The organism is Williamsia deligens (assembly GCF_024171765.1).
Taxonomy (GTDB): domain Bacteria; phylum Actinomycetota; class Actinomycetes; order Mycobacteriales; family Mycobacteriaceae; genus Williamsia_A; species Williamsia_A deligens.
Window position 1 is genome coordinate 142234 of record NZ_JAMTCI010000003.1, and the last position, 11784, is coordinate 154017.

At 70.5% G+C, this 11784-nt stretch carries 11 protein-coding genes; 7 read left to right on the forward strand and 4 right to left on the reverse strand.

Annotated elements, in window-relative coordinates; genetic code table 11:
* Positions 1-54 precede the first annotated feature (54 nt).
* Complete coding sequence (locus LX14_RS17890; RefSeq protein ID WP_253648728.1) at positions 55-1158, forward strand: branched-chain amino acid aminotransferase; 1104 nt, start codon at positions 55-57, stop codon at positions 1156-1158.
* Positions 1159-1186: 28 nt separating this feature from the next.
* On the opposite strand, the gene LX14_RS17895 is transcribed toward LX14_RS17890, so the two are convergent.
* From LX14_RS17895 to LX14_RS17905, 3 genes are read right to left on the reverse strand one after another with little or no spacing between them, the layout of a single operon-like run.
* Entirely contained in the window at positions 1187-1963 is a 777-nt protein-coding gene (locus LX14_RS17895) for an adenosylcobinamide-GDP ribazoletransferase (RefSeq protein WP_253648729.1), read from the reverse strand.
* A 2-nt stretch (positions 1964-1965) separates the two neighbouring features.
* Positions 1966-3741, reverse strand: a complete 1776-nt coding sequence (gene cobT / locus LX14_RS17900; protein WP_253648730.1) for a nicotinate-nucleotide--dimethylbenzimidazole phosphoribosyltransferase — start codon at positions 3739-3741, stop codon at positions 1966-1968.
* A 4-nt stretch (positions 3742-3745) separates the two neighbouring features.
* Complete coding sequence (locus LX14_RS17905; protein WP_253648731.1) at positions 3746-4438, reverse strand: DUF3043 domain-containing protein; 693 nt, start codon at positions 4436-4438, stop codon at positions 3746-3748.
* 59 nt (positions 4439-4497) lie between these two features.
* Here LX14_RS17905 and LX14_RS17910 point away from each other — a divergent pair, with 59 nt between their 5' ends.
* The 3 genes from LX14_RS17910 (at position 4498) to LX14_RS17920 (ending at position 7242) form a co-directional block, all read left to right on the forward strand.
* Positions 4498-5628, forward strand: a complete 1131-nt coding sequence (locus LX14_RS17910; protein ID WP_253648732.1) for a glycerate kinase family protein — start codon at positions 4498-4500, stop codon at positions 5626-5628.
* A 137-nt stretch (positions 5629-5765) separates the two neighbouring features.
* Entirely contained in the window at positions 5766-6140 is a 375-nt protein-coding gene (locus LX14_RS17915) for a HesB/IscA family protein (RefSeq protein ID WP_253648733.1), read from the forward strand.
* Positions 6141-6267: 127 nt separating this feature from the next.
* On the forward strand, positions 6268-7242 hold the full coding sequence (locus LX14_RS17920) for a carbohydrate kinase family protein (RefSeq protein ID WP_253648734.1): 975 nt from the start codon (positions 6268-6270) through the stop codon (positions 7240-7242).
* Positions 7243-7264: 22 nt separating this feature from the next.
* Here the strand turns inward: LX14_RS17920 and asnB are convergent, their stop codons facing one another.
* Complete coding sequence (gene asnB, locus LX14_RS17925; RefSeq protein ID WP_253648735.1) at positions 7265-9193, reverse strand: asparagine synthase (glutamine-hydrolyzing); 1929 nt, start codon at positions 9191-9193, stop codon at positions 7265-7267.
* A 229-nt stretch (positions 9194-9422) separates the two neighbouring features.
* Here asnB and ctaC point away from each other — a divergent pair, with 229 nt between their 5' ends.
* The 3 genes from ctaC to LX14_RS17940 are packed head-to-tail and all read left to right on the forward strand — an operon-like array spanning position 9423 to position 11510.
* A complete protein-coding gene (ctaC, locus tag LX14_RS17930; protein ID WP_253648736.1) occupies positions 9423-10562 on the forward strand; it encodes an aa3-type cytochrome oxidase subunit II in 1140 nt (379 codons plus the stop codon).
* Positions 10559-10975 carry a cytochrome c oxidase subunit 4 gene (locus tag LX14_RS17935; protein ID WP_253648737.1) on the forward strand — a complete coding sequence of 139 codons (417 nt, stop codon included), beginning with the start codon at positions 10559-10561 and terminating at the stop codon, positions 10973-10975. Before ctaC ends, LX14_RS17935 begins: the two co-directional genes overlap by 4 nt.
* Before the next feature lie 28 nt (positions 10976-11003).
* Positions 11004-11510, forward strand: coding sequence for a GNAT family N-acetyltransferase (locus tag LX14_RS17940; protein ID WP_253648738.1), 507 nt, complete (start codon positions 11004-11006; stop codon positions 11508-11510).
* Positions 11511-11784 lie beyond the last annotated feature (274 nt).

Sequence of the window (11784 nt, forward strand, 5' to 3'; positions counted from 1 at the left end):
CGCGTGCCGCGTGGGGTCGGTCGAGCCCTGAGCGCCGGGGTCTACGATCGCCCCATGACCATGCAGTTCGCCCGGACCGAGAACACAGATCCGGTCTCGGAGTCACGGCGGTCGGAGATCCTGCAGGCGCCCGGATTCGGCAACCACTTCACCGACCACATGGTGCTCGTCGATTACGACCGGGACCGCGGGTGGCATTCGCCGCGCGTGCAGCCCTACGGTCCCATCGCGCTGGACCCGTCGGCGATGGTGCTGCACTACGCGCAGGAGATCTTCGAGGGCCTCAAGGCCTATCGCCAGCCGAACGGCACGATCGCGTCGTTCCGGCCCGACGCCAACGCGCGCCGGTTGAACTCCTCCGCCCGGCGCCTGGCCATGCCGGAGCTGCCCGAGGAGGACTTCCTCGGCTCCCTGCGCGCCCTGCTCGAGGTCGACCACGAGTGGGTCCCCGCCGCCGGCGGTGAGGACTCCCTCTACCTGCGACCGTTCATGTTCGCGACGGACCCGGCGCTGGGCGTCCGTCCGTCGAACACCTACCTCTACGTCGTCATCGCCTCGCCTGCCGGTGCGTACTTCCCGGGTGGCGTGAAGCCGGTCAGCGTGTGGCTCTCCTCGGAGTACGTGCGCGCCGCACCCGGCGGCATCGGGGACGCGAAGACCGGCGGCAACTACGCAGCGTCGCTCCTCGCGCAGGCGCAGGCCGCCGAACACGGATGCGAGCAGGTGGTCTGGCTCGACGCGATCGAGCGCCGGTTCATCGAGGAGATGGGTGGGATGAACCTCTTCTTCGTGTTCGGGTCCGGCGCCGACGCGCGTTTGGTGACCCCCGAGCTGACCGGGTCGCTGCTCCCCGGTGTCACCCGTGACTCGCTGCTCGCGTTGTCGGTCGACGCCGGCATCGCCGTGGAGGAGCGCAAGGTGTCCGTCGAGGAGCTGCGCAAGGGCGTCGCCTCCGGTGACATCACCGAGGTGTTCGCGTGCGGTACAGCGGCCGTGATCACCCCGGTCGGACGGGTCGTCGGCGACTCCGACGACTACACGATCGGCAGCGGCGAACCGGGGCAGGTCACGACGGCCCTCCGCGACACCCTCACCGGCATCCAACGCGGCACCTTCGCCGACACCCACGGCTGGATGACGCCGCTGTACGGCGCCTGAGACCACCCCGTCCGGTGCCGCGCTCGGCTCAGAGCGCGAAGCCGACCAGGGCCGCCGTCGTCGTGAGTTCGACCGCCGAGCCCAGGACGTCGCCGCTGACACCGCCGAGACGTCGCGCGCAGTGACGGGTCCACAGGAGCACCCCGGCCAGGACGACAGCCGACACGACCGGACCGCGCCACCACTGCCCGGTGTCGGCGAGAACAGATCCGACGAGGGCGATCGCGGCCCACGTGGGTGCCGAGAACCGTTGCGTCGCACCGACGAGGGCGCCGAAGCCGCCGTCCGACGCCGGTAGCGACCGGTGGCAGGCGAGGACCACCCCGACCCGGCCCAGTGCGACCGCGACGACGATCGCCCCCCACCGGTGATCCGACGCGAGAGCGCCGACGACCGTCGCCTGCACCAGCAGCACGATCGCGAGACACGCGGCCCCGAACGGGCCCACGGGACCGGAGCGCATCACCGCACGGGCGTCCTCGGGAGGCCGCATGCTGCCCAGACCGTCGGTGGTGTCGGCGAGGCCGTCGAGGTGCATCCCTCGTGTCACCAGCGCCAGCAGGGCCACGCACAGGGCCCCGATCGCGACGGCGGGCAGAGCACTCGCCGCCAGCGCGGCGGACAGTGCTGCGACAGCTGCACCGAGGACCAGGCCGACGACGGGCGCCGCGGCGATCGCCGCCCGACCCGCAGACCGGTCGACGGTGAACCGGGGCTGGGGGAGCGGGATGACGGTGAGCCACGAGAACGCCAGCCACACACCGCGTCCGGGGGTGGACCGGGGCGACCGCTCGTCGGCGGCCACGCTCAGACCGACTCGGCGGCGGTCTCGTCGCGCGTGGCGACACCCGCGTCGGCGAAGGTGGCCATCGAGGCGAGCGTCGTGACCGCCGCCTGCAGGATCGGGAGCGCGGTCAACGCGCCGGTGCCCTCGCCGAGGCGCATGCCGAAGTCGAGCACCGGGTCGAGGTCGAGCTGTCGCAGCGCGATCTGGTGGGCGGGCTCCGCCGACCGGTGACCCGCCAGCCACCAGCGCGACGCGCCGGGAGCGAGATCCTCGGCGACCAGCGCGGCCGCGGTGACCACGACCCCGTCGAGGATGACCGGGGTGCGCCGCACGGCGGCCTGGGCGAGGAACCCGGCCATCGCGGTGATGTCCGCACCGGCGACCGTGGCGAGCAGGTCCAGCGGCGAGCGCGACACCTTCCTGGCACGGCGCATCCCGTCGCGGATGGCGGCGGTCTTGCGGATCCAGCCATCGTCGTCGATGCCGGTCCCGCGTCCGACCACCACCACCGGTTCGGTACCGGTGAGCGTCCCGACGAGGACGGCCGCGGGCGTGGTGTTGCCGATGCCGAGATCGCCGGCGACGAGCAGGTCGGCCCCGGCGTCGACGAGGTCGTTGGCGATCGCACGACCGTTGGCGAGCGCGGCGCGCACCTGTTCGGGGGTCAGGCTGTCCTCCACCCGGAGGTCGCCGCTTCCACGCCGCACCTTGTGGGCACTGACCGCGTCATCGGTGTCGGCGTCGACCGCGATGTCCTCGACACGGACGCGTGCCCCGACACGGTCGGCGAGCACGGACACCGCGGCGCCACCGCCGAGGATGTTGGCGACCATCTGCGCAGTGACCTCGGGCGGATAGGCCGACACGCCCCCGCGCGCCACGCCGTGGTCGCCGGCGAACACCACGACGACGGGGTCGGCGAACGGTGTGGGCGGGCACACGCCCTGGCAGGACGCGGCCCACACCGAGAGCTCCTCGAGGCGACCCAGGGAACCCTCGGGTTTGGTCAGGGTGCGCTGACGGGCCCGGGCGTCCTCGGCGACGACCGGGTCGGGCGACTCGACGACGTCGAACTCGTCCGGGGCGTCGTGGTGCGACCCGGACCGGCGCGTCGGTGCGACCGGAGTGGGGGTCGACGGAGGTGCCGCCGGCGGGGGTGTGGCCGGCGTCGCGGACTCCGGGATGACCGCCGGCGCCACGGACGTCGCGACCGCTGCGGGAGCGATCGACGGGAGCGCCGCCGCGTGGTCGCTGTCGGTGCCTGCGAGTTCGACGACCCTGCCCGCGACGACCAGCAGGACGCGATCGCACACCGCGGCGACCGCCGTGTTCACCCGCCCCAGCTCGTCCTGGAACCGTCGACCCGACGGCACCGGTGCGACCAGCGACAGTCCCACCTCGGGGGAGACGAGGACGAGGTCCCCGCGATGCCCGGCGACCGCGGCCGCGAGATCCGCGATGCGATCGGTCAGATCGACGGACGCGTCGTCCCAGCCGCCGAGACGATCGAGGTGCGAGGACACCCAGTTGCCGAGGTCGTCGACCAGGGTCGGGGCGTCGGCGTCAGCGCGCAGGACGGTCGCGACGTCGTCGTCCTCGACGACCGCCCAGGTCGGGGGACGGCGATCACGGTGCGCGGCGATCCGCGCGGCGAAATCCGGGTCACCGGTCGGGGGGAGGCTCGCGGTCGCGACATAGCGGACACCGGGCGTGTCCCCGGCCGACGACCGTCGGATGAGGTCCTCGGCCAGCGCGGACTTGCCCGAGCGGATCCCGCCCAGAATCAGCGTGCGCACGTCCTCAGACCGCGTCGCCGGGTTTCACCTGCGGGCGGGGTGCGCGCATGAAGCGCATCTGCATGGACCGGCTGAACGAGTACCACCCGAGAGCGAACCCGCCGTCCGTGGAATCCGGGAACCGCTCGCGCACACGCTTGTTGACCAGTCGGCCCAGGATCACACCGTCGATGACGAGGAACACGGCGAAGACGAGCATCAGCAGGGTCGCGTAGACGGCGATGGCCGGCAGGAACATGACGATGATGAGCAGGATCGCGAACGGCATGAACAGTCCCGCGAAGTTGCGCCGCGAGTCGACGACGTCACGCACGTACTTGCGCACCGGGCCCTTGTCCCGCGGCATCAGGTAGCGCTCGTCGCCCTCCATCATCTTCTGACGCTGCTCGAGCCGAGCGGACTTGCGGTCCTCGCCGGCGACCTTGCGTTCGGCGCGGCTCTTCTTCGGACCCTTCAGCTCCTTGCGACGGGCCCGGGCCTCCGCGCGGGTCAGCGGTGCCGGGGTCACGGGTCCGCGGCGGCGCGCCTCCGCCTCCCGGCGTTTCGGTGTCGGACGGCCCTTGCCCTGGGTGGTCCGGGTCGCGGTGGCGGTGGTGCCGTCGCCGCCGGCGGACCCGTCGTCGCCCGCCGTGCGGGACGCGGCGGAGGCACTCGCCTCGGCGCTGTCGGGGGTGTCGTTCTTCCAGGGCAACTTCACGCCCGCCAGGGTATTCGACCGCGACTGCGGTGTGGGGCGCGCGTTCCTATACTTCGCCCATGCGGGTCCTCGTCGCGCCCGATTCGTTCGGCGACACACTCACCGCGGTGCAGGCCGCGGACGCCGTCGCGCGGGGATGGTCCCGTGCGCGACCTGCGGACGAGGTGGTGTGCGCGCCGCTGTCGGACGGGGGTCCGGGCTTCGTCGACGTCCTGTCGGAGCGCGCCGGGACCGCCGTCACGACCACGGTGCGGGGACCGCTGGGCGACCCGACCGACGCCCGATGGCTCCTCGACGACGCCGACGGGACCGCGACCGCCTACATCGAGTGCGCCGCCGCATGCGGCCTCCATCTCGTCGGGACCCCCGATCCGCGGACGGCCCTGGCCGCCTCCACCTGGGGTGTCGGTGAGCTCGTCGCGGCTGCCCTGGCGTCCGGCGCCCGTCGGATCGTCGTGGGCCTCGGCGGGTCGTCGAGCACCGACGGGGGAGCCGGGATGGTCGCCGCGCTCGCGGGCCACCCGTCACCTGCCGCCGACGAGGACCCTGCCGCCGTCTCCGGCGCCGATCCCGCCGACCTCGTCCGGGCGGCCCGCGAACGCTTGGCCGGTGTGGAGGTCGTCGTCGCCTCCGACGTGGAGAGCCCGTTGCTGGGTGCCTCGGGTGCGGCGGTCGTCTTCGGGCCGCAGAAGGGCGCCGACGAGGCGACCGTCCGACTGCTCGACGACCGCCTCGCCGCGTGGGACCGATCGCTGTCCGCGGCCACCGGACGGTCCTGGGCCGCCGAGGCGGGAGCCGGCGCCGCCGGGGGACTGGGCGCCGGACTGCTCGCGCTCGGTGGACGGCGGGTGTCGGGGGCGGAGGTCGTCGCCGACGCGATCGGCCTCGACGGCCTCGTCGCCGGGGCGGATCTGCTCATCACCGGCGAGGGTCGGGTGGACGAACAGACGCTGCGCGGCAAGGTGGCCGCCGCGGTGGCCCGCATGGCCGTGCTCCACGACGTCCCGACGATCGTCGTCGCCGGACAGGTCCGCCTCGACGCCGCGGCGCTCCGCGAGGCGGGGATCGTGGCCGCGCACGCCGTGGTCGACATCGCCACGTCGGTGGAGCACGCGATGGCGCAGGCCGGACCGCTGGTGACCGAGCTCACCGCCGGTGTCGCGGCCTCCTGGCGGCACCCGACTCGGTGACGCCCGTGGTGGACGGGAACACCCCGTGCAGGAGTACCGTTGACACCTCAGGCACCTGATCGGCGCGACACGGCAAGACACGCGTGCACGTCGACACGACGAGCGATCGTCGGACCGTCAGTACACGAGGAGAACGTATGACCGTCGACAACCAGGTCACCGCAGACACCGAGACCACCGCCCCCGCGACGGGAGTCATCCTGACCGATGCGGCCGCGAGCAAGGCCAAGGCACTGCTCGACCAGGAGGGTCGTGACGACCTCGCCCTGCGCATCGCCGTGCAGCCGGGTGGATGTGCGGGCCTGCGCTACCAGCTCTTCTTCGACGACCGCAGCCTCGACGGGGACGTCGTCGCCGACTTCGGTGGCGTGAAGCTCGCCGTCGACCGCATGAGCGTGCCCTACGTCATGGGCGCGTCCATCGACTTCGTCGACACCATCGAGAAGCAGGGTTTCACCATCGACAACCCGAACGCGACCGGCAGCTGCGCCTGCGGCGACTCGTTCAACTGAGCTGATCGCGGGTCGCCGACCCGCGTCATCGCGACCGACGGCCGTGGCCCTCACCGAGACGGTGGGGGCCACGGCCGTTGCAGTAGCGTGAGCCCTCGACCGATCCCGACGAAAGGGCTCACCCACCGTGGCCATCGCCATCTGCGGCTCCATCGCGACCGACCATCTCATGCGGTTCGAGGGCAAGTTCTCCGAGCAGCTGCTCGCCGAACACCTCGACCACATCTCCCTGAGCTTCCTGGTCGAGGATCTCGTCGTCCGGCGCGGCGGCGTCGGCGGCAACATCTCCTACGGCCTCGGTGTGCTGGGTGCGGCACCCATGCTCGTGGGCGCCGTCGGCAGTGATTTCGACGAGTACCGCGAGTGGTTGACCTCCAACGGGGTCGACTGCAGCGGGGTCCGCACCTCGCGCACCGCCCACACCGCGCGCTTCATGTGCACGACCGACGACGACATGGCGCAGCTCGCCAGCTTCTACGTCGGCGCGATGGCCGACGCCCGCCAGATCTCGCTGTCCGACCTCGCCGACGAGTACGGCCGCCCCGAGATCGTGCTCATCGGCGCCGACGACCCGGTCGCGATGGTGCAGCACAGCCAGTCCTGCCGCGACCTCGAGATCCCCTTCGCCGCGGACCCCTCCCAGCAGCTGGCGCTGCTGGACGGTGATCAGATCCGCAGCCTGATCGACGGGGCGGAGTTCCTCTTCACCAACGAGTACGAGTGGGGTCTGCTGCAGAAGAAGACCGGCCTCACCGCCGACGAGGTGGCGGGCATGGTCACCACCCGCGTCACGACGCTGGGCGGCGACGGCGCCGACATCGTCGGCAAGGACGGCACCACCGTCCACGTCGACGTCGTCCCCGCGAAGGAGAAGGTCGACCCGACCGGCGTCGGTGACGGCTTCCGCGCCGGGTTCCTCTTCGCGCAGCAGAAGGGCCTGTCGTTCGAGCGGGGTGCCCAGCTCGGGGCGTTGATCGCGACGTCGGTCCTCGAGACCGTCGCCCCGCAGGACTGGAGCTGGGACCGCGACACCGCCCTCGCACGCATCGAGGAGACCTACGGCGCCGACGCCGCCGCCGAGATCGGCGCCGTCGTCCCCTGATCCGACGCCGACCCCGTGCGGCCTAGAGCCGTACGGGGTACGTGTGGTCGGCGATGTCCGGGGTGATGCGCTCCTCGACGAAGATGCCGTGCCACACGAGGAACACCAGGACCGTCCAGAGTCGTCGGCTGTTGTCGACCGTGCCGGCACGGTGCTCGTCGAGCATCGCCGACACCGCGGGGAGGTCGATGATGTGTCCGGCGCCCGACGCCGCGATCGTCTCGCGTGCCCAGTCGTACAACTCGGTGCCGGCGAGCCAATGCCGCAGCGGCACGGGGAATCCGAGCTTCTTGCGATGCAGGACATGTGCCGGGACGATCTGCTCGAGCGCACGGCGCAACGCGTACTTGGTGGTGCCGTGGGAGAGCTTCTCGTCCGTGGACAGCTGGCGTGCGACCTCGAACACCTCGGGGTCGAGGAACGGCACCCGCAGTTCGAGTGAGTTGGCCATCGTCATCTTGTCCGCCTTGACGAGGATGTCGCCGCGCAGCCAGGTGAACAGGTCGATGTGCTGCATTCGTGCCACCGGATCCCACCCCTGCGTCTGCGCGTAGATGTCCGCGGTGACGTCGGTGTGGGTCCACTCCGGGCGGTAGGTCTTGAGCACGGCACGCAGTCGCGCGTCGTCGAAGCTGCGGGCGTTGCCGTAGTAGCGCTCCTCGAGCGTCATCGACCCGCGATGCAGCAGGCTCTTGCCGCGCGTCCCCTCCGGGATGCGTTCCGACAACCGACCCGCGGATCGGCGCAGACCCCGGGGGAGACGGTCGAACGGTTTGAGCGACAACGGCTCCCGGTAGATCGTGTACCCGCCGAACAGTTCGTCGGCGCCCTCGCCCGACAGCACCACCTTGACATGCTTGCGGGCCTCCTTGGCGACGAAATACAGCGGCACCAACGCCGGGTCGGCGACGGGATCGTCGAGGTACCAGACGATCTCGGGGATCGACGCGGCGAACTCGGCCGGGCTGACGACCTTGACGACGTGGCGCGCACCGATCGCCTCGGCCGACTCCGCGGCGACGTCGACCTCGGAGTAGCCCTCCCGCTCGAACCCGGTGGTGAAGGTGATCAGGTCGGGGTTGTGGCGGATGGCCAGCGCCGCGATCGCCGTGGAGTCGATGCCGCCCGACAGGAACGAGCCGACGGTCACGTCGGCCCGCATGTGCTTGGCCACCGAGTCCGAGAGGACCTCCGCGATGCGGTCGTAGCGGGCCTGCTCACCGCCGGCCGGAACCGGCGACGCGATCAACTTCGGGGTGAAGTAGCGCTCGATCCTGGGCGGCTCACCCGGGCTCACCGTCGCGTGACACCCCGACTCGAGCCGGGTGATGTCGCGGTGCAGCGTCTCGGGCTCGGGGACGTACTGCAGGACGGTGTAGTGCTCGACGGCCCGCAGGTCGAGGTCGGTGCCGAGTCCGACGGTCGACAGCAGGCTCAGGACGCTCTTCTTCTCGCTGGCGAACACCGTCCCGCCCGGCCCGGTCGCGAGGAACAGCGGCTTGATGCCGAACTGGTCCCGGGCGAGGAACACCATGCGGGTCTCGGTGTCCCAGATCGCGAACGCGAACATCCCGCGCAGGCGGCGCACGCAGTCGGCGCCCCAGTGGTGGAACGCCGCGACGACGGCCTCACCGTCGCCCTCGGTGTGGAAGACGGCACCGTGGTCACGCTGCAGCTGCTCGCGCAGCTCGAGGTAGTTGTAGACCTCGCCGTTGTAGACGAGGGCGTAGCGCTCCGGGGACTCCGGCGGACCCCAGCGCAGGGGCTGGTGGGAGTGCTCGATGTCGATGAACGAGAGGCGGTTGAACCCGAACGCGATGTCGTCGTCGTTCCAGGTGCCGCCCGGCTCGTCGGGACCCCGGTGACGCATGCAGTGCACGGCGTCCGGGAGATCCTCCGCGGCGCGTGCCCCTGTTCGGTCGGAGGTCAGCAATCCCACGAGCCCGCACATGCGTGCGCCCTCCGATCCGTCGTCGTCCAGCGGCTGTCGGCGTCGGGACTCCTCCGCCGGTCGTCGAGTATGCCGCACCTGTCCGGGGCTGCTCGACCACCGCCACGGTGGGCAAACCCCGATCACGGACACCGGCCCGGGTTGGTCTACGCTGCGTAGTACATGGGTGCGTGCCGCGCAGGCGGCGCGTGCCCACGCCCAGTGGTGGTTTCACATGCGGAAGGCGTGGATGGTGACTCACGGAGAACAGTCCCGACGGACGACTCCCCCCGGCCGCCGCCGGTTCAAGCAGATCGGGGCCGTCGTCGTCCTGGGGCTGACCGCGCTGCTGATGTCGGGGTGTTCCGCCAAGGAGGCGATGCGGTTCGGGTGGCCGGAGGGCATCACCCCCGAGGCCGAGGACATGCGGCACCTGTGGACGTGGTCGGTCATCGCCGCCCTCGTCATGGGCATCATCGTGTGGGCGCTGACGTTCTGGACGATCACGTTCCACCGTCGCAAGCGTGGCTCGAAGGCCACCGCCGAGGACGAGTTCCCGCGTCAGACCGCGTACAACGTGCCGCTGGAGCTGACCTACACGGCCATCCCGTTCGTCATCATCGCCGTGCTCTTCTACTTCACGATCATCGTGCAGAACAACGTCGAGACGAAGAAGTCGGATCCGAAGGTCGTCGTCGACATCACCGCCTTCCAGTGGAACTGGAAGTTCGGCTACCGCACGGTGGAGATGGCCGACGGCTCGACCTACAACGGCTTCCTGCGCAACGGCAGCCCGTACGAGCTCCAGCAGAAGGAGCTCAACAAGGAGGGCGAGGAGATCCCCGGTCCCGCCAACGGTCGTGACGACGACATCCGCAACTACCTGAAGTTCGACCGCATCGAGACCGTCGGCACCTCGTCGGAGATCCCGGTGCTGGTCCTCCCGGTCGGCGAGCGGATCGAGTTCGAGCAGGCCGCGGCGGACGTCATCCACTCGTTCTGGGTGCCGGAGTTCCTCTTCAAGCGCGACGTCATGCCGTTCCCGAAGCAGAACCACACCGACAACCGGTGGCAGGTCAGCTCCATCGACCGGACCGGTGCGTTCGTCGGGCGGTGTGCGGAGATGTGCGGCACGTACCACTCGATGATGAACTTCGAGGTGCGTGCGGTGTCCAAGGACAAGTTCGACAGCTACATCGCGTACCGGGCGGCGAACCCCAACGCCACCAACGCCCAGGCGCTGCAGAGCATCTGTGAGACACCGGTGTCGGTCACCACGCGTCCGTTCGACACCCGGCGCGACAGCAACGACCAGACCGGTGCGATCGCCGAGGGTGGCTCGGCCTCCGACACGTCGATCGCCGGCTGCACGGTAGGAGCACAACAGTGAAGATCGAAGCGCGCCTCTTCGAGGTCCTGACCGTCTTCTTCTTCGGCGCCTCCATCATCTACGGCGTCTGCTCGGGTCTCTCGAGCAAGAACGTCGAGTGGGTGGGCGTGACCGGCATGGTGATGACGGGCGGCCTGACGCTCATCATCGGCACGTACTTCCGCTTCGTCGCGCGTCGAGTCGACATCCGCCCCGAGGACTACGAGGAGGCCGAGGTCGAGGACGGCGCCGGCGAGCTCGGGTTCTTCAGCCCCGGTAGCTGGTGGCCCATCTCGATCGCCGCCAGTGCGGCGATCCTCGGTGTCGCGATGGCCACCGCCAACTTCTGGCTCGTCGCCGTCGGCGCGGTGTTCATCATCGGGACGGTCGGCGGACTGGTCATGGAGTACCACGTCGGTCCTGAGAAGCACTGACCGCAGACGCTTCACGAAGGGCAGGTGCTTGGAGGCACCTGCCCTTCGTCGTCTGTTTTCCGACGAACTGAGCCGCGATCTGCGGTGCTCCCTGCGGTTGTTGCTGGACGACGCGTTCGACGGTGACTTCTCCGACGACGACCGGGATCACGCTCTCGGCGGGACACACCTGCTCGCCGACATCGGCGGCATGCTCGTCGGTCACGCGTCGGTAGTGCCGCGACGGGTCACCATGGCCCGTCGCGAACTGTCCTGCGGCTACGTCGAGGCTGTCGCGGTCGGTGCGTCCGCCCGTCGTCGGGGACTGGGCGTCGCACTGATGGCCGCGGTGGACGTTCTGGTGAGTGACCACGAACACAGCGGTTGGGTGACGTGGCGTGGCCGATTGGCCGTCCGATCAGCGGGTGGCGACGTCGTCGAGACCCAAGACGGACGCGGTTCCGTCATGGTCCACGGAGACGAATGGGTGATCGCGTCGGCCCACGACGAGACCCCGACGATGGCGATCGACGACCGCCCCGGAGATCCCTGGTAGCTCCCGCCCACCCCGTCGACCGGGCGGTTGGAGGCGTTCGTTGGGCGGTTGGAACACCCCTGCTGCGCCCAATCGACGACTTGTACTGCCCACCCGACAGCTCCTGCCGCCCACCCGACGATTCCTGCTGCCCACTCGACGGTTTCTGTCGCCCACTTGACGGGTTCCTGCTGCCCAGCAGACGAACTCCACGGCGGTCGAGTGGGCGGTTGGAGACGTTCGTTGGGCGGCCGGGATGTTCCCGCCGCCCAACGGGCGGTCCCCACCGCCCAAT

Excerpts from the sequence above, each read along its gene's own strand:
- LX14_RS17910 (WP_253648732.1), top strand. The coding sequence starts at position 4,498 with ATGCGGGTCCTCGTCGCGCCCGATTCGTTCGGCGACACACTCACCGCG.
- asnB (WP_253648735.1), bottom strand. The coding sequence starts at position 9,193 with ATGTGCGGGCTCGTGGGATTGCTGACCTCCGACCGAACAGGGGCACGC.
- LX14_RS17890 (WP_253648728.1), top strand. The coding sequence starts at position 55 with ATGACCATGCAGTTCGCCCGGACCGAGAACACAGATCCGGTCTCGGAG.
- LX14_RS17915 (WP_253648733.1), top strand. The coding sequence starts at position 5,766 with ATGACCGTCGACAACCAGGTCACCGCAGACACCGAGACCACCGCCCCC.
- ctaC (WP_253648736.1), top strand. The coding sequence starts at position 9,423 with ATGGTGACTCACGGAGAACAGTCCCGACGGACGACTCCCCCCGGCCGC.